Origin of the sequence: Rickettsia philipii str. 364D, from assembly GCF_000283995.1 — a bacterium.
Taxonomy (GTDB): Bacteria; Pseudomonadota; Alphaproteobacteria; order Rickettsiales; family Rickettsiaceae; genus Rickettsia; species Rickettsia rickettsii.
Genome location: NC_016930.1, coordinates 952,720 through 967,869, shown reverse-complemented (window position 1 = coordinate 967,869; position 15,150 = coordinate 952,720). Strand labels below are relative to the sequence as shown.

The window sequence follows — 15,150 nt, the reverse complement described above, 5'->3', positions numbered from 1 at the left end:
ACTGCTCGCGATGACGTTAAATATCATATAGTATATTAAATTTTTTTGAAGAATAGTATGTCCTATTCTTCCTTTGCAGAATTGATTGTATCATTGTGATGCCAAATAACGTAGTGTAGTTCAACATCTTTTGGAGCACTACGATAGGTAGTTTGCTATTATAGCTTAAAAATGTTTCATCGCCTAAAAATACACTAACCGGTTGTATGGTTGCTTTTACGTTTGGGCATGCCATCATTGTACTAGCAGGGTGATCGCTAACTTGATCGATTATATAATAATTATATCCCCATCCTTCTAAAGTTTTTGTTTCCAGCTTACCACCAAACCCAACACGATTACAATCTTGCATTGCATTTTTTGTTGCTTGCAATTCTACTTTTAGCTTTTCTTCATTGGACTCTGTAGGTAAATGAATTACATAACACTTTTGATTTTCAAGTGGTGTAGGATAGGGTGCAATATCTTTTAACCGCTTATCGGTAATAAATCAGTATTTAAAAAACATGATGTAAGAAATAGTATAATTTTATTTGGCATATGATTATTTTTTTAATTAGAATCCATTATCTCGCCTAGAGGAATTATATAAGAAGCATTTATTTTACCATTGGCTATAATATCAGTACTAAAGCCTTCACTATAGTCAACAGCACCATTTTCGTTTATTTTTGTACTTAAAAATAATATAGAATTTTCAAATTTATTTTCTTTTAATATAGGCTGATTATTTAAACTAAAAACTTTCATGGCAAGCCTTTCATTATTAGGTAATCTAAAATATATTTCTGATCCGTTATTGGATTCAAAAAAATTACATTTATTATAAGCACCTAATAATAAATTATTTAATATATCTATGGTAACTTGTTCTTCAAGGTTTATAATCTTAGGACATAATATGTAATTATTGTGATTATTTTGTATATTTGAAATAAGAATACTTTGAGAGTTATATTGTTGTTTTTCCAAATATGTTTTTGCAAAATTATTTTGTTTTAATTCTGTAAAGGTTAGTTCAGCCTTATATTTTTGTTTGTCACTAGAGAAGTTAGGTAGCGTTTCTATTAAATGAAAATCAAGGGGAGGTTGCGCTAAATCTTGTATTCAGCATATTATTTTGATTTAATTCGGTAAAATCTAATTCGGCATAGTATGTTGCTCAGTCAATGTCTAAACTATATACAGGCTTATCTTCCAATATCTCTTCAAATAAATCTTCCCATAGCTCGTGTAACTCTTGTAAAAAATTTTGAACATGTTCTTTAGTTTTACAAACATCAATTTGATTTGCAAAGCTTTTTGCTATAAAAAACTTTAAATCTTTTGGATCCGATAAAGATAAATCATGAATGTGACATTTAAATGTTTTATCTACATAATTTATTAGTGATGCAGTATCTGCAGGAAAATTTTTAGTTATTTCTAATAATTCTTGTTTTATGCTGTTCTGAAATTATAGTCATTTTCTAATCTAATCTCGTTGCTTTCTTAAAAAAGCCGGTATGTCATGAATATCAGACTCTTTATTATCTTGATCTAGAGTACTAACAACAACGTTTTTGCGTTCTAAAGTTTGATTATTTGAAGCACGCAGAGAACCCCATATTTTTCCTAAAAATGATGGTTTGGGTGAGTCATCTTCAGATTTGTTGAAAGTATTGGCATGTAACCCTAGCTCTTTTTCATTTCCGATCAAATTTTGATTTATTGGAGAGTCGGTAATTTCAATATTTTTGGTACTGTAGCTGTTAAAATCAGGCATTTCTTCTATTTGTGTAGGTTGTGCTATAGCTTTATTATAAGTTTCCTCAGGAACTATATTGGTAGTTTCAGCTATTGCGGGTTTATATGTCGGTACTTTATCGGCATCAATACCGGTAGCAACAACTGATACTCTGATCATTCCTTTTAATTCCGGATTAAATGTTGAACCGAAAATAATATTAGCATCAAGGTTGTCTACTTCTTCTCTAATTCTATTAGCAGCGTTGTCAACTTCAAATAAGGTCATGTCGGAACCGCCGGTAATATTGATTAATACACCTCTTGCACCGCACATTGAGCTATGATCTAGCAGTGGATTTGAAATTGCAGATTCTGCCGCTTTAATAGCTCTATCTTCGCCACTAGCTTCACCTGTACCCATCATTGCTTTACCCATTTCACTCATTACTGCTTTAATATCGGCAAAATCAAGATTAATAAGTCCCGGCATAATCATTAAATCCGTTACTCCTCTAACGCCTGCATGTAATACGTCATCTGCCATTTTGAAAGCATCGGCAAACGTCGTTTGTTCATTAGCAATACGGAATAGATTTTGGTTCGGTATTACAATTAAAGTATCAACGAATTGCTGTAATTCAATAAGTCCTTTATCGGCAGTTTTCATACGATGACCGCCTTCAAAATGGAAAGGTTTAGTTACTACCCCAACCGTAAGGATGCCTAGTTCTTTAGCAATGCGTGCAATAACCGGTGCAGAACCGGTACCTGTACCACCGCCCATACCTGCCGTAATAAATACCATATTGCTATTTTCTAGGTAATTACGAAGTTCGCTTTCTGATTCTTGAGCAGCAAGTGCTCCAACCTCAGGAGAAGCTCCTGCCCCAAGACCTCTAGTCGTAGAAACACCGAGTTGTATTTTGTTAGTGCATAAAGAATGTTCAAGCGATTGTGCATCAGTATTAGCTACTACAAAATTAGCACCTTGCAGATTAGCACTAATCATATTATTTACTGCATTACTACCTGCACCCCCAACGCCAAAAACTGTAATGGTCGGTTTTAATACTATATTTTCAGGAGCTTTGATATTTAAAACCATGATACTCTTTTATTTTATATAATTAATGTTTAAGTATAATAAAAGATTTAGAAATTTCCATAAACTTTTTATGAAAAATATGGATTATTGTATTTTATAGTGAATTAGCTTGAATTAGGGATGATTTATAAGAAATATTTTATTTTTTTAAGAACATATCTCATACCGTAAATGGATTAGTATTAACGGTATTCGCTATGCCCTTAAAAAAATAAAATATTTCTTATAAATCATCCCTAATTCAAGCTAATTCACTATAAAATAGTGGAATGCCGTTATTATGACATGCTTTGATTAATGCTTTATCGTTAGTGGCCATAGGAAGTACTTAATGCATTGCAGTTAATAAATAAGTTGTATCATATGTAGTAAGATTGTTGGCTCTTGCAGTTTAATTTCATGTATGGAAAAATTTAAATTTGATATATTAAGGGGGAGAGAGTTTAAAAAATCTATAATTTTAATAACCTCTACTGATTTTATTCTAGCACGTTTTTCTGCTATTAATATTACATTAGTTACTTCAAGTCTCCAAAGAGGCGGTACTATCACTCTAAACTTATAACAATAATCTAATGTAAAATCTGAATATTTATCACGTTCATCATAAAAGAACCATGAGACAGTTATGGAGCAATCGGCTATAAACGGTTTAGAATTCACCATTTGCTACCTTCATCTCTAAGCTCTATAGTATAAGGAGCTCTAATGTTTTGCCTTTGTGGAATTCTCTTATTTGCTTTACTATATTATCCATTTTAGGTTTTTGAGTTATAATGTTTGCAACCGGCGTATTATGCTTACAAATGGTAATTTGTTCTCCGTCTTGTACACGTTGTATTAGATCAGAAAAATGAGTTTTTGCTTCGAGTAGGTTAATTTGATTAGATAAATTTTGTTTCACATAGGTAATATAATAATAGACTAATTTAATATTATCCTATTTATAAGATTTTATACAGTAACATTAATAATTTAAATTAATATCTTTGTATCAAACCTAAGATTGACTAACCATTTTTTCAGGTACTACTATTTTATCAAATTTTGCTTCCGATAGAAGATTGAGTTTTTTAGCTGCTTCTTTTAAAGTGATCCCGTGCTTATGTGCTTCTTTAGCAATTTTTGCAGCATTATCATAGCCTATATGCGGATTAAGAGCTGTAACAAGCATTAGAGATTTATCACGTAAATCATTAATGCGTGCTATATTGGGTTCTAATCCTTTAACACAGTGAGTAACAAAGCTATTTACGCTATCGGATAACAGCTCTATAGATTGTAGGATATTGTATATTATTACGGGTTTAAATACGTTAAGTTCAAGATGTCCGTTTGAGCCGGCAATAGTAACCGTAACATGATTTCCCATCACCTGACTGCACACCATTGTTAAAGCTTCGACTTGTGTAGGGTTTACTTTACTGGGCATAATAGAAGAACCAGGTTCATTTTCAGGTAAATGTAGCTCACCAAGACCGCATCTTGGACCGGAGCCGAGCAGTCTTATATCATTTGCTATTTTCATTAAGCTAACTGCTATAGTATTAAGAGTTCCTGAAAATTCTACTAGTGCGTCGTGAGCAGCTAGACTTTCAAATTTATTAGGAGCCGTCTTAAAGGGTTGTTTAGTAAACTCTGCCACTTTCTCGGCAAATTTTATATCAAAGCCTATTTTTGAGTTAATACCTGTACCGACTGCTGTGCCTCCTTGGGCAAGTAGATAAACTTTTTGTAGTGCATTTTCTATGCGTTCTAAAGCATACTCTATTTGTGTAATATATCCGGAGAATTCCTGTTTAAGAGTTAAAGGAGTTGCATCCTGCAAGTGGGTACGTCCTATTTTTATGATTTTGTCCCAATCTTTTGACTTATCCTGCAAAGAGGTCAGTATATTATTCAAAGCTGGTATCAGTTGCTGTTTAGTTGCAAGTACGGTTGCTATATGCATAGCGGTTGGAAAAGAGTCGTTGGATGATTGTCCTTTATTAACATGATCGTTAGGATGTACCGGAGATTTGCCGCCTTTCTTGCCTGTTAATTCTTCGTTGGCAATAGAGGCAATAACCTCGTTCATATTCATGTTTGTTTGTGTTCCTGAACCTGTTTGCCAAACTACTAAAGGAAAATTATCCTCAAATTCGCCTTCTAAGATTCTATCCGTGGCTTTATCTATACTTATAGCGATTTTAGCTTCTAAAGCACCAAACTCATGATTAACCTGTGCTGCACATTTTTTTAAAATAGCAAGAGCACGAATTAAAATTTCAGGCATTTTTTGCTTGCCTATTTTAAAATTTTCTAAAGATCTTTGAGTTTGAGCCCCCCAATAAAATTTTTCTTCTATTTGAATTTCTCCAAAAGAATCACTTTCGGTTCTGTAATTTTTCATAAATTGTTAAATGTTATATAATTATCTATTTTTTTCATAAAATGATCACTTACTGCATTCAAGTCTAATTGCTGGGCTAATTTAGCAAAGCTATAATATAATTTGTCTGTTAAAGAAGCTTTTTTTAGATTCTTAGCAATAAATATTAATGTGCTTTCTATCATAAGATTACGATTAAAACTATAAAATTTTTGCCAATGTTCGTTATATTTAGGTTCAGAGGATTCTATATAATCGGAATATATAGGTTTAGTAATTACTGTTTTACCTTGATATATATCAAATATAATATCATTAATTAATCTTTCATTCTTGAGGTTATTGATCACTTTATCAAAAAAATTGTTTAATATAGCTGTTGTTATCTCTTTTTCTGTAAGTGCATTTACAAATATGTCTAATTGTTTTTCAAAACTCTCGATAATTTGTTCATTTGGTTCCCTTTTCATGACTTGTCTCTCAAGTTAATTGATATAATCAAAGTTTATGACTTTAATTTTAGTAGACTAAATATTTATATCGAAGTAAATAAAAAACAATATGTGATTTATTAAAAATATTATTTATGTAATGAATGAAAAAGTATAGAAGCGGCATTTGATACATTAAGACTTTCTACTCTCTGAGAAATAGGGATTTTGGCTAAATAATCACATGTTTCTGCAACTAATCTTCGTATGCCTTTATCTTCTGAGCCAAATACCAATACTATTTTGTCGGAAATTAATTTATCGGTAAAGTAGTCATTTGCAGAACCTGTTAGACCTATAATCCAAAAGCCGTGTTTTTTAAGATAATTCATACATGAGCGTAAGTTAGTAACTTTAATTATAGGTATTAATTCTAAAGTACCGCAAGCCGCTTTAGCAATGCTGCCGTTTTCATTTGGAGAATTATCTTGAGGTAATATTATAGCATTTATATCAAAAGCAGCGGCACTACGAATAATTGTGCCAATATTTTGTGTGTCTGTTATTTGATCAAGAATCGCAATTTTACATTTTGGATTTGTTATATCTATGTCCTCTAAATTGTAAGAAAAAATTGGTCTAATTTTTGCAGCTATTCCTTGATGTGTTTGGTTTTCCAGTAATTTAGATAAAATATCGTTATTAACAATTTCATAAGCTCTAGTACCTATTAATTTTTTATGTGTCTCAAAAATTTCCCTAGTGCATAAAATATTGTCAATTTGACGTTTTGGATTATTTAGAGCAGAAAAGACAGGATGTTTCCCATACATATAATAACAATGTTTAGAATCAAGTTTTTTATTTTGCATCTTATTGAAAACCGTCAGTAATTTGTTCTTGACAGAAACTACTATTTATTATAGAAAGTTACAACTAAATAAATGTGCAAGCTGCTATTTGTTTATTTGATGATTCGGCAAGAAGTTTTATTAAGTCCTAATACTAATTATATATTGTATTTTACAGTGAATTAGTCTATTTAATACAGTAAAGTTCTTTAGGAGGGGTGGCCGAGTGGTCAATGGCAGCAGACTGTAAATCTGCCCGCGTAAGCGTTCGAAGGTTCAAATCCTTCTCCCTCCACCACTTAAATGGTTCAGGGAAGCATATCATTTTATTTAAAAATAAAACATAATTGTGTATATTTATAAATCTGAATAAAATTGATATAGCACTGTTAACAAAATAACTTTGAAATTATTTTATTAATAGTGCCACAATGCGGGTGTAGCTCAATGGTAGAGTTCCAGCCTTCCAAGCTGGCTGTGTGGGTTCGATTCCCATCACCCGCTCCAGAGATAGTGGTAACAGATAAATTTAGCAAGAAAATGCACTTATAAAAAAACTTGTATTAAACCTAAAAAATTGTAGAGAGTAATAATATGGCAAAAGCAAAATTTGAACGCACTAAACCGCACGTTAATATAGGTACGATCGGTCACGTAGATCACGGTAAAACTTCCTTAACGGCAGCAATAACTATAGTACTTGCTAAGACAGGTGGAGCACAAGCTACAGCGTATGATCAAATTGATGCTGCTCCTGAAGAAAAAGAAAGAGGTATAACTATTTCTACTGCACATGTAGAATATGAGACTAAAAATAGACACTATGCACACGTAGATTGTCCGGGACACGCTGACTATGTAAAGAACATGATAACCGGTGCCGCTCAGATGGACGGTGCAATATTAGTAGTTTCTGCTGCTGATGGTCCTATGCCGCAAACTAGAGAGCATATATTACTAGCAAAACAGGTAGGTGTGCCTGCTATGGTAGTATTTTTAAATAAAATAGATATGGTGGATGATCCTGATCTATTAGAACTAGTAGAGATGGAAGTAAGGGAATTATTATCAAAATATGGTTTCCCGGGTGATGAAATACCTATTATTAAAGGTTCTGCACTTCAAGCTTTAGAAGGAAAGCCTGAAGGTGAAAAAGCTATTAATGAGCTAATGGATGCAGTAGATAGCTATATACCGCAGCCTGTAAGAGCTACGGATAAACCTTTCTTAATGCCAATAGAAGATGTATTCTCTATTTCAGGAAGAGGTACTGTTGTAACTGGTAGAGTAGAGTCAGGAATAATTAAGGTAGGTGAGGAAATTGAAATAGTCGGTCTAAAAGATACGCAAAAAACTACCTGTACCGGTGTAGAAATGTTCAGAAAATTACTTGATGAAGGACAAGCCGGAGATAATGTTGGCATATTACTACGCGGTACAAAAAGAGAAGAAGTTGAAAGAGGACAAGTTCTCGCAAAACCTGGTAGCATAAAACCGCATGATAAGTTTGAAGCTGAAGTATATGTGCTTAGTAAAGAAGAAGGTGGGCGTCATACCCCATTTACTAATGATTATCGTCCGCAGTTCTATTTTAGAACAACAGATGTTACCGGTACAATAAAATTGCCTGCTGATAAGCAGATGGTTATGCCTGGAGATAATGCTACTTTTACAGTGGAATTAATTAAACCGATTGCGATGCAGGAAGGGTTGAAATTCTCTATACGTGAAGGTGGTAGAACAGTAGGTGCCGGCGTAGTAACTAAAATAAATAATTAATTGATTTTATAAATACCTATTATTTTTTAATAATAGGTATTTATATTTTAAGGTGTAATAGACATTTTTCCGAACCCGCTTATAGAGAAGAATTTGAAGGAGGTACGGAATGCAGAACCACAGCGTATATAACGGACGTGAGGATTCGAGTGCCGGATCGACGTACAAATTACCTCTAGAAGTACAGTTTAGAAAGATGTCTAAAAAAACATCTTGCTGTTTAAATATTAGGTTTACTGAATGAAAAATAAAATCAAAATTCGTTTAAAATCATTTGATCACCGTAGTCTTGATCAAGCTACAAAAGAGATAGTTAGTGCTGTTAAAAGAACGTTTGCTAACATTAATGGTCCTATTCCTTTACCTAAAAAAATTGGAAGATTTACCGTAAATAGGTCTCCTCATGTACATAAGAAGTCAAGAGAGCAATTTGAAATTAGAAAGCATAAAAGATTATTAGTTATAGGTGATCCGAATCCGGCGGTTGTCGATGCTTTAAGTAAAGTCGATTTAGCAGCAGGTGTTGATGTAGTGATTGAATTAGAGAGTGGGGAATAAATGAGAACTGGTATAATTGCTCAAAAAATTGGGATGACTAGTGTTTTTAATGATAAAGGCGAAAGAATTTCTTTAACATTGGTAAAAGTTGATGATTGTCAAGTAGTAGGGCATAAAACTCTAGAAAAACATGGATATAATGCTTTGGTTATAGGTGTAAAAGATAAAAAAATATCTAGAGTAACCAAACCTATGAGACAAGTTTTTGCTAATGCTAAAATATCTCCTAAAACTAAATTAAAAGAATTTAGAATTTCTGAAGAGAATTTTATTGATATAGCAGCAAGTTTAGAAGTAGACCATTTTATGGCAGGACAATTTGTGGATATAACGGCAACTACTATAGGTAAAGGATTTGCCGGTAGTATGAAAAGACATAATTTTAGAGGTCTTGAGGCTTCTCACGGTGTTTCGATATCCCATCGTTCGCATGGTTCTACAGGACAAAGACAAGATCCAGGAAAGGTTTTCAAAGGCAAAAAAATGGCCGGTCATATGGGATGTAACCAAGTTACTATTCAAAATTTGAAAATATTTGCCGTTGATAAAGAGCGTAAGCTTATTATGATTCAGGGTAGTATACCCGGTCACAAAAATTCGTATCTTTCAGTAAAAGATGCAATAAAAAAGATTTCAATAACTGTATAATAGATATTTAGACATGTTTGTTGAGGTTAAAGATTATCACATTAACAAAACGCCATGCAATATTATTTATATAAAAGTTTTATATAAGACTGTATAAGGTTAAAATAAAGATGAAAACTAAAATATTAAGTCTTGCTAATGAAGAAGTTGGTGAGATTAGCTTAAATGAAGATATATTTGCTGTTGAATTTATCAGAGATGATATAATAAAGCAGGTTATTGATTGGCAGAGAGCTAAGGCAATGTCCGGTAACCACAAAACTAAAACAGTATCAGAAGTATTAGGAACCACAAAAAAACCGTTTAAGCAAAAAGGTACAGGTAATGCAAGACAAGGCTCCCTTAGATCGGTACAGATGCGTGGTGGTGGTGTAGCTCATGGACCTAGAGTACGTAGTCATGCAACGAAATTACCTAAAAAAGTACGAAAACTGGGTTTAATTCATGCTTTATCCGAGAAATGCGCTGAAGGAAAATTATTAGTAATAGATTCTTTAAAGCTAGATAAGCCTAAAACTTCTGCTCTTGTAAATATATTAAACAAATTTCAAGGGAAAAGTTTCTTTGTAATAGACGGAAATGAAGTAGATATTAATTTTTCTTTAGCTGCAAAAAATATTTATAATACTGTGATTGTTCCACAAATAGGAGCCAATGTTTATGATATAATACGACATGAATATGTCCTATTATCACAAGAAGCAGTGAGTGCTTTAGAAGAGAGGTTAAGATGAGTGCTTATAAATACTACGATTTAATTAGAAAACCTATTATTACAGAAAAAACTACAACCCTTTCGGAACAAAATAAATACGCTTTTTATGTAGATAAATTTGCTGAAAAACTTACCCTTAAAAAGGCTATAGAAGAAATATTTAAAGTAAAAGTAAAAAAAGTGAATATTTTAAACGTTAAAGGTAAGAAGAAAAGATTTAAAGGAATTATAGGGACTCAAATCAATAGAAAGAAAGCTATTGTTACATTAGAAAAAGACCATAATATCGATTTTGCCGGAGGAATTAAATAAATGGCTTTAAAAAACTTTAATCCAATTACTCCTTCTCTTAGAGCGTTAGTTCAAGTTGATAAAACTAGTTTATGGAAAGGCAGACCTTTAAAATCTTTGACCAAAGGTATATCTAAAACCGGTGGACGAAATAATCAAGGTAGAATTACTTCTTGGCACAGAGGTGGAGGACACAAAAAATTATATCGTATTATTGATTTTAAAAGAAATAAAATTGATGTTTCTGCTATTGTTGAAAGAATAGAGTATGACCCTAATAGAACTGCTTTTATTGCTTTAATAAAATATGAAGATGGGGAATATTCTTATATTCTAGCACCACAAAAATTATCTGTAGGTGATAGAGTAATATCAAGTCAAGATGCTGATATAAAAATAGGAAATTGTTTACCTTTAAAATGCATTCCTATCGGTACTACTTTACATAATGTTGAAATGAAAGTCGGTAAGGGCGGTCAAATTGCAAGGTCTGCAGGTACTTCAGTAGATCTAGTGGGTAAAGATTCAGGATATGCTCAGATTAAATTAAGATCAGGTGAATTTAGGTTAGTACCTTTAGATTGTAAAGCTACTATAGGTAGTATATCTAACCCGGATCAAAAAAATATTAATTTAGGCAAAGCCGGTAGAAATAGATGGTTAGGTTGGAGACCGCATGTTAGAGGTGTAGCAATGAATCCTGTAGATCACCCTCATGGCGGTGGTGAAGGTAAAACTTCAGGAGGTCGCCATCCTGTTACTCCTTGGGGATTCCCAACAAAGGGTAAGAAGACACGTAAAAATAAACGTACTTCAAAATTTATCGTAAAGAAAAGAAAATAGATTTTAAATTAATTAGGTATTAGTATGGCACGTTCAATATGGAAAGGGCCTTTTGTAGACGGTTATTTAATAAAGAAAGTTCAAAAATTAATGGAATCAGGTAAATCTGAAATGATTAAAACTTGGTCTAGAAGGTCAACGATTTTACCTATTTTTGTAGGGTTTACCTTTTCTGTGCATAATGGAAATAAATTTATTCCGGTTTCTGTAAATGAAGAAATGGTTGGAAGAAAATTAGGTGAGTTTGCTCCTACTAGAACATTTCACGGTCATGGAGCAGATAAAAAAATCAAAAGAAAATAAAGATTTATATGGTACAGGAAAATAAAAATTTTGCTACGGCACAAGCTAAATCTATTAGAGTAAGTTCAAGGAAGCTCAATTTAGTTGCAGCCTTTATTAGAAATATGAAAGTATCTGAAGCATTGGTACAATTAACTTTTTCTCCTAAAAGAATTGCAAAAGTTGTAAAAGATTGTTTACAATCTGCTGTTGCAAATGCTGAAAATAATTTAGGTCTAGATATAGATAGATTGGTTATTACTAAAGCGACTGTAGGTAAGGCTTTAGTAATGAAAAGAGTTATGCCAAGAGCAAAAGGAAGAGCAACTAGAATAAATAAGTTTTTTAGTAATCTTTATATAACTGTTACAGAAAAAGAGGATAATTAAAATGGGGCAGAAAGTTTGTGCACATGGTTTTAGAGTTGGACCGACTTTAATTAAAGGTTGGGATTCCATATTATATGCAGAAAAACATTATAAAACTCTTTTTATACAAGATTTAAAAATTAGGGATTTAATAAATAAGGGTTTTAATCAAGCCCAAATTAGTAGAGTTTTAATTGAACGCCCGTCTAATAAAAGTATTATAATTAATATTAATGCCAAAAAACCAAATATCATTATCGGTAGAAACGGTAGTGAAATTGATAAGCTAAAAAAAGCTATCGAGAAAATGACTTCTTTAAAAGAAGTTTATATAAATATTCACGAAGTTCGAAAATTTAATATAGATGCTGCTATAGTAGCTCAAACTATAGCACTACAGCTTGAAAAAAGAGTTTCTTTTAGAAAAGCCATGAAAACAGCAATTCAGGCGTCATTTAAACAAGGTGGACAAGGTATCAGGGTTAGTTGTTCAGGACGACTTGGAGGTGCTGAAATTGCTAGAACCGAATGGTATATAGAAGGAAGAATGCCGTTACATACTTTAAGAGCTGATATTGATTATTCAACAGCTGAGGCTATAACTACTTATGGAGTTATAGGGGTTAAAGTGTGGATTTATAAAGGTGAATATACAGAAAATAAAAGATATAATTAATTTTAAGTATTAAAATGTTAGCTCCGAAAAAACAAAAATTTAGAAAAGCTCATAAGGGTAGGGTTGCTTCAACAGCAAAAGCAGGTACGACGCTTGCTTTTGGATCATTTGGTCTAAAATCTATAGATGGTTGGCGTGTTACTGCAAGACAAATAGAAGCAGGAAGAAAAGCTGCTACTAGATGTATGAAAAGGCAAGGAAGATTATGGATTCGCATTTTTCCGGATGTTCCCGTTTCTAAAAAGCCTGCCGAAGTAAGAATGGGTAAAGGTAAAGGTTCTCCTGAATTTTTTGCAGTTAGAGTTTCGCCTGGAAGAATTATGTTTGAAATTGAAGGGGTAGAAGAAAATGTTGCACTTAGAGCTTTGGAGCTTGCAAGTGCAAAATTACCTGTTAGAACAAGGATAGTGAGACGTTATGAATGATTTAAAATTATTAAGAAGTAAGTTATCTACTGAAACAATAGAAGAGCTTTATAAAAACCTTAATCTTTTAAAAAAAGAATTGTTTAATTTAAGATTTCAACAAGCTTTAGGTGATTTAAAAAATACTAGTAGGTTTTCGTTAGTCAAAAAGTCTATAGCACGTATTAAAACTGAATTAACAAAAAGAGCTAATAGTGAGGAATATTAAAATGCCGAAAAGAGTGTTACAAGGTGTGGTTATAAGTTCAAAAGCTGATAAGACGGTTACAGTAAAAGTAGAAAGAAAGTTTAAGCATCCTATTTATAAAAAATTTGTGAAAGTATCTAAAAAATATGCTGCTCATGATTCAGAAAATAAATATCAAGAAGGAGATAAAGTTAGTATAATTGAAAGTCGGCCTATCTCAAAAACCAAAACATGGGTAGTGGTAAATGGGGAATAAAGTTTTTTAATCTTTGACTTTATAAGGTAGATTGTTTATTTTATTTCTCGTGTATAAAAAATTGGAAGTAGTTTATGATTCAAATGCAGAGCATCTTGGAAGTTGCAGATAATTCCGGTGCTAAAAAAGTTATGTGTATTAAAGTTTTAGGTGGCTCTCACCATATGGTGGCAAAGTTGGGTGATGTTATAGTTGTATCTGTTAAAGACGCTATACCCGGCGGTAAGGTTAAAAAGGGTGATGTTTATAAAGGCCTGATTGTTCGTACAAAGACTGGAGTAGTAAGACCTGATGGTAGTACAATAAAATTTGATCAAAACGCATTAGTGCTTTTGAATAAACAAGATGAGCCTATCGGTACTAGAGTTTTTGGTCCTGTGACAAGAGAACTTAGAGCGAAAAAATATGTTAGAATAATGTCGCTTGCAGAGGAAGTGTTATAAATGATTAAATTAAAAGTAAAAAAAGGTGATGAAGTTGTTGTTATTACCGGAAAGCACAAAGGAAAAAAAGGTAAAATATTAAACGTTTTCCCGGAGGACAGTAAAGTAATTGTTTCTGGAGTAAATGTAGTAAAAAAGCATACTAAACCTAATCAAATGAGTGAAGGCGGGATAATAACTAAAGAATTACCTATACATATCTCAAATATTGCACACATCGATCCAAAAACCGGTAACCCTACCAAGGTAGCTTTTAAAGTCTTAGAAGACGGTTCTAAGGTTAGAGTAGCAAAGAAATCAGGGGAAATTATTGGTAAGGAAGGTAAATAATGTTAAGATTTAAAGAATTATATCAGCAAAAAATTATTGAAAACTTACAAAAAAATTTTTCTTATAAAAATAAACACGAAATACCGCAAATTAAGAAAATTGTGATAAATATGGGAGTAGGGGAAGCAACAGCCAATTCCAAAGTAATTAATAATGCAGTAAATGATCTTACTTTGATTTCCGGTCAGAAGCCGGTTGTAACGTTAGCAAGAAAATCTATTGCAACTTTTAAGTTACGCGAAAATATGAAAATAGGTTGCAAGGTTACATTACGTAAAGATAGAATGTATGATTTTTTAGAGAGGTTAGTAATTGTTGCATTACCCCGTGTTAAGGAATTTCGCGGTTTTTCTTATAAAAGTTTTGATGGTAAAGGGAATTTTACTTTTGGGTTAAAAGAGCAGATCGTTTTTCCTGAAATTAATTACGATAAAATCGATACAATAAGAGGTATGGATATTACAATCGTTACATCTGCTAAAACAGATCAAGAAAGTAAATTTTTGTTATCAGGGTTTAATTTACCTTTTTATAATTAATTTTTAGGATATATATAATGGCAAAAGTAAGTTCTATAAAAAAGAACGAAAGTAGGAAAAAAAAATCACAAAGTTTACATAATAAACGTTTAGCACTAAAAAGTAAAATTTATGATAAAAATATTTCATTAGAAGAGCGTTTTTCTTTGGTAATGTCACTTGCACAATTACCTAGAAATTCATCATCTACTAGAATAAGAAATAGATGTGAGCTTACAGGTAGACCAAGAGGTGTTACAAGAAAGTTTGGTATATCGAGGAATAAGCTTAGAGAATTAATAGGCAGAGGCTTAGTTCCCGGTGTAGTTAAGTCAAGTTGGTAAG

24 protein-coding genes, 2 tRNA genes and 1 pseudogene are annotated in these 15,150 nt (G+C 32.3%); 19 read left to right on the top strand and 8 right to left on the bottom strand.

Annotated elements, in window-relative coordinates:
- Positions 1–16: 16 nt before the first annotated feature.
- The 8 genes and pseudogenes from RSA_RS05100 to rlmB form a co-directional block, all read right to left on the bottom strand.
- Positions 17–418 carry an ecotin family protein gene (locus RSA_RS05100; RefSeq protein WP_230455936.1) on the bottom strand — a complete coding sequence of 134 codons (402 nt, stop codon included), beginning with the start codon at positions 416–418 and terminating at the stop codon, positions 17–19.
- A gap of 134 nt (positions 419–552) precedes the next feature.
- Entirely contained in the window at positions 553–972 is a 420-nt protein-coding gene (locus tag RSA_RS05095; protein WP_014364928.1) for a hypothetical protein, read from the bottom strand.
- Positions 973–1,474: 502 nt separating this feature from the next.
- Positions 1,475–2,833, bottom strand: a complete 1,359-nt coding sequence (ftsZ, locus tag RSA_RS05090) for a cell division protein FtsZ (protein WP_014364927.1) — start codon at positions 2,831–2,833, stop codon at positions 1,475–1,477.
- Positions 2,834–3,175: 342 nt separating this feature from the next.
- On the bottom strand, positions 3,176–3,499 hold the full coding sequence (locus tag RSA_RS05085; protein WP_012151159.1) for a type II toxin-antitoxin system VapC family toxin: 324 nt from the start codon (positions 3,497–3,499) through the stop codon (positions 3,176–3,178).
- A pseudogene (locus RSA_RS05080) lies at positions 3,493–3,737 on the bottom strand (type II toxin-antitoxin system Phd/YefM family antitoxin). The gene RSA_RS05085 and the pseudogene RSA_RS05080 overlap by 7 nt, the downstream one beginning before the upstream one ends.
- Before the next feature lie 96 nt (positions 3,738–3,833).
- On the bottom strand, positions 3,834–5,225 hold the full coding sequence (gene fumC / locus RSA_RS05075) for a class II fumarate hydratase (RefSeq protein ID WP_012151157.1): 1,392 nt from the start codon (positions 5,223–5,225) through the stop codon (positions 3,834–3,836).
- Positions 5,222–5,674 (bottom strand): hypothetical protein, encoded by a 453-nt coding sequence (locus RSA_RS05070; RefSeq protein ID WP_014364925.1) that lies wholly within the window; start codon positions 5,672–5,674, stop codon positions 5,222–5,224. The genes fumC and RSA_RS05070 overlap by 4 nt, the downstream gene beginning before the upstream one ends.
- Positions 5,675–5,784: 110 nt before the next feature.
- Positions 5,785–6,507 (bottom strand): 23S rRNA (guanosine(2251)-2'-O)-methyltransferase RlmB, encoded by a 723-nt coding sequence (gene rlmB / locus RSA_RS05065; RefSeq protein WP_014364924.1) that lies wholly within the window; start codon positions 6,505–6,507, stop codon positions 5,785–5,787.
- Positions 6,508–6,698: 191 nt separating this feature from the next.
- On the opposite strand from rlmB, the gene RSA_RS05060 reads away from it, so the two are divergent.
- The 19 genes from RSA_RS05060 (at position 6,699) to rpsN (ending at position 15,149) form a co-directional block, all read left to right on the top strand.
- A tRNA-Tyr gene (locus RSA_RS05060) sits at positions 6,699–6,784 on the top strand.
- Between the two features lie 135 nt (positions 6,785–6,919).
- Positions 6,920–6,993 (top strand) — tRNA-Gly (locus tag RSA_RS05055).
- Positions 6,994–7,080: 87 nt separating this feature from the next.
- The gene (gene tuf / locus RSA_RS05050; protein WP_004997779.1) at positions 7,081–8,265 is read left to right on the top strand and encodes an elongation factor Tu; all 1,185 of its coding nucleotides are present in this window, start codon (positions 7,081–7,083) and stop codon (positions 8,263–8,265) included.
- Between the two features lie 109 nt (positions 8,266–8,374).
- On the top strand, positions 8,375–8,509 hold the full coding sequence (locus RSA_RS07880; protein ID WP_014364923.1) for a palindromic element RPE1 domain-containing protein: 135 nt from the start codon (positions 8,375–8,377) through the stop codon (positions 8,507–8,509).
- Positions 8,506–8,823, top strand: coding sequence for a 30S ribosomal protein S10 (rpsJ, locus tag RSA_RS05045; protein WP_010977588.1), 318 nt, complete (start codon positions 8,506–8,508; stop codon positions 8,821–8,823). Before RSA_RS07880 ends, rpsJ begins: the two co-directional genes overlap by 4 nt.
- Positions 8,824–9,471 carry a 50S ribosomal protein L3 gene (gene rplC, locus RSA_RS05040; protein ID WP_014364922.1) on the top strand — a complete coding sequence of 216 codons (648 nt, stop codon included), beginning with the start codon at positions 8,824–8,826 and terminating at the stop codon, positions 9,469–9,471.
- 110 nt (positions 9,472–9,581) lie between these two features.
- Positions 9,582–10,205, top strand: a complete 624-nt coding sequence (gene rplD, locus RSA_RS05035; protein WP_014364921.1) for a 50S ribosomal protein L4 — start codon at positions 9,582–9,584, stop codon at positions 10,203–10,205.
- Positions 10,202–10,498 carry a 50S ribosomal protein L23 gene (rplW, locus tag RSA_RS05030; RefSeq protein WP_012151150.1) on the top strand — a complete coding sequence of 99 codons (297 nt, stop codon included), beginning with the start codon at positions 10,202–10,204 and terminating at the stop codon, positions 10,496–10,498. The genes rplD and rplW overlap by 4 nt, the downstream gene beginning before the upstream one ends.
- Positions 10,499–11,320 carry a 50S ribosomal protein L2 gene (gene rplB, locus RSA_RS05025; RefSeq protein ID WP_014364920.1) on the top strand — a complete coding sequence of 274 codons (822 nt, stop codon included), beginning with the start codon at positions 10,499–10,501 and terminating at the stop codon, positions 11,318–11,320.
- A gap of 24 nt (positions 11,321–11,344) precedes the next feature.
- On the top strand, positions 11,345–11,623 hold the full coding sequence (gene rpsS, locus RSA_RS05020; RefSeq protein WP_004997794.1) for a 30S ribosomal protein S19: 279 nt from the start codon (positions 11,345–11,347) through the stop codon (positions 11,621–11,623).
- Positions 11,624–11,631: 8 nt separating this feature from the next.
- A complete protein-coding gene (gene rplV, locus RSA_RS05015) occupies positions 11,632–11,991 on the top strand; it encodes a 50S ribosomal protein L22 (protein ID WP_004997796.1) in 360 nt (119 codons plus the stop codon).
- 1 nt (position 11,992) lies between these two features.
- Positions 11,993–12,646 (top strand): 30S ribosomal protein S3, encoded by a 654-nt coding sequence (rpsC, locus tag RSA_RS05010; RefSeq protein ID WP_010977584.1) that lies wholly within the window; start codon positions 11,993–11,995, stop codon positions 12,644–12,646.
- Between the two features lie 14 nt (positions 12,647–12,660).
- On the top strand, positions 12,661–13,071 hold the full coding sequence (rplP, locus tag RSA_RS05005) for a 50S ribosomal protein L16 (protein WP_004997806.1): 411 nt from the start codon (positions 12,661–12,663) through the stop codon (positions 13,069–13,071).
- On the top strand, positions 13,064–13,279 hold the full coding sequence (gene rpmC, locus RSA_RS05000) for a 50S ribosomal protein L29 (RefSeq protein ID WP_004997809.1): 216 nt from the start codon (positions 13,064–13,066) through the stop codon (positions 13,277–13,279). Before rplP ends, rpmC begins: the two co-directional genes overlap by 8 nt.
- Before the next feature lies 1 nt (position 13,280).
- On the top strand, positions 13,281–13,514 hold the full coding sequence (gene rpsQ, locus RSA_RS04995) for a 30S ribosomal protein S17 (protein WP_004997812.1): 234 nt from the start codon (positions 13,281–13,283) through the stop codon (positions 13,512–13,514).
- Positions 13,515–13,588: 74 nt separating this feature from the next.
- On the top strand, positions 13,589–13,957 hold the full coding sequence (gene rplN / locus RSA_RS04990) for a 50S ribosomal protein L14 (RefSeq protein ID WP_012151146.1): 369 nt from the start codon (positions 13,589–13,591) through the stop codon (positions 13,955–13,957).
- Positions 13,958–14,287: a 50S ribosomal protein L24 gene (gene rplX, locus RSA_RS04985; RefSeq protein WP_014364919.1), complete on the top strand. Its 330-nt coding sequence runs from the start codon at positions 13,958–13,960 to the stop codon at positions 14,285–14,287.
- On the top strand, positions 14,287–14,826 hold the full coding sequence (gene rplE, locus RSA_RS04980; RefSeq protein WP_014363193.1) for a 50S ribosomal protein L5: 540 nt from the start codon (positions 14,287–14,289) through the stop codon (positions 14,824–14,826). Before rplX ends, rplE begins: the two co-directional genes overlap by 1 nt.
- 17 nt (positions 14,827–14,843) lie before the next feature.
- Complete coding sequence (rpsN, locus tag RSA_RS04975) at positions 14,844–15,149, top strand: 30S ribosomal protein S14 (protein ID WP_008580947.1); 306 nt, start codon at positions 14,844–14,846, stop codon at positions 15,147–15,149.
- Position 15,150: the final 1 nt, after the last annotated feature.

What these genes read in the sequence shown, in the direction of transcription:
- ftsZ (WP_014364927.1), bottom strand. Translation starts at nt 2,833, where the DNA reads ATGGTTTTAAATATCAAAGCTCCTGAAAATATAGTATTAAAACCGACC.
- RSA_RS05085 (WP_012151159.1), bottom strand. Translation starts at nt 3,499, where the DNA reads ATGGTGAATTCTAAACCGTTTATAGCCGATTGCTCCATAACTGTCTCA.
- fumC (WP_012151157.1), bottom strand. Translation starts at nt 5,225, where the DNA reads ATGAAAAATTACAGAACCGAAAGTGATTCTTTTGGAGAAATTCAAATA.
- RSA_RS05070 (WP_014364925.1), bottom strand. Translation starts at nt 5,674, where the DNA reads ATGAAAAGGGAACCAAATGAACAAATTATCGAGAGTTTTGAAAAACAA.
- rlmB (WP_014364924.1), bottom strand. Translation starts at nt 6,507, where the DNA reads ATGCAAAATAAAAAACTTGATTCTAAACATTGTTATTATATGTATGGG.
- tuf (WP_004997779.1), top strand. Translation starts at nt 7,081, where the DNA reads ATGGCAAAAGCAAAATTTGAACGCACTAAACCGCACGTTAATATAGGT.
- RSA_RS07880 (WP_014364923.1), top strand. Translation starts at nt 8,375, where the DNA reads ATGCAGAACCACAGCGTATATAACGGACGTGAGGATTCGAGTGCCGGA.
- rpsJ (WP_010977588.1), top strand. Translation starts at nt 8,506, where the DNA reads ATGAAAAATAAAATCAAAATTCGTTTAAAATCATTTGATCACCGTAGT.
- rplC (WP_014364922.1), top strand. Translation starts at nt 8,824, where the DNA reads ATGAGAACTGGTATAATTGCTCAAAAAATTGGGATGACTAGTGTTTTT.
- rplD (WP_014364921.1), top strand. Translation starts at nt 9,582, where the DNA reads ATGAAAACTAAAATATTAAGTCTTGCTAATGAAGAAGTTGGTGAGATT.
- rplW (WP_012151150.1), top strand. Translation starts at nt 10,202, where the DNA reads ATGAGTGCTTATAAATACTACGATTTAATTAGAAAACCTATTATTACA.
- rplB (WP_014364920.1), top strand. Translation starts at nt 10,499, where the DNA reads ATGGCTTTAAAAAACTTTAATCCAATTACTCCTTCTCTTAGAGCGTTA.
- rpsS (WP_004997794.1), top strand. Translation starts at nt 11,345, where the DNA reads ATGGCACGTTCAATATGGAAAGGGCCTTTTGTAGACGGTTATTTAATA.
- rplV (WP_004997796.1), top strand. Translation starts at nt 11,632, where the DNA reads ATGGTACAGGAAAATAAAAATTTTGCTACGGCACAAGCTAAATCTATT.
- rpsC (WP_010977584.1), top strand. Translation starts at nt 11,993, where the DNA reads ATGGGGCAGAAAGTTTGTGCACATGGTTTTAGAGTTGGACCGACTTTA.
- rplP (WP_004997806.1), top strand. Translation starts at nt 12,661, where the DNA reads ATGTTAGCTCCGAAAAAACAAAAATTTAGAAAAGCTCATAAGGGTAGG.
- rpmC (WP_004997809.1), top strand. Translation starts at nt 13,064, where the DNA reads ATGAATGATTTAAAATTATTAAGAAGTAAGTTATCTACTGAAACAATA.
- rpsQ (WP_004997812.1), top strand. Translation starts at nt 13,281, where the DNA reads ATGCCGAAAAGAGTGTTACAAGGTGTGGTTATAAGTTCAAAAGCTGAT.
- rplN (WP_012151146.1), top strand. Translation starts at nt 13,589, where the DNA reads ATGATTCAAATGCAGAGCATCTTGGAAGTTGCAGATAATTCCGGTGCT.
- rplX (WP_014364919.1), top strand. Translation starts at nt 13,958, where the DNA reads ATGATTAAATTAAAAGTAAAAAAAGGTGATGAAGTTGTTGTTATTACC.
- rplE (WP_014363193.1), top strand. Translation starts at nt 14,287, where the DNA reads ATGTTAAGATTTAAAGAATTATATCAGCAAAAAATTATTGAAAACTTA.
- rpsN (WP_008580947.1), top strand. Translation starts at nt 14,844, where the DNA reads ATGGCAAAAGTAAGTTCTATAAAAAAGAACGAAAGTAGGAAAAAAAAA.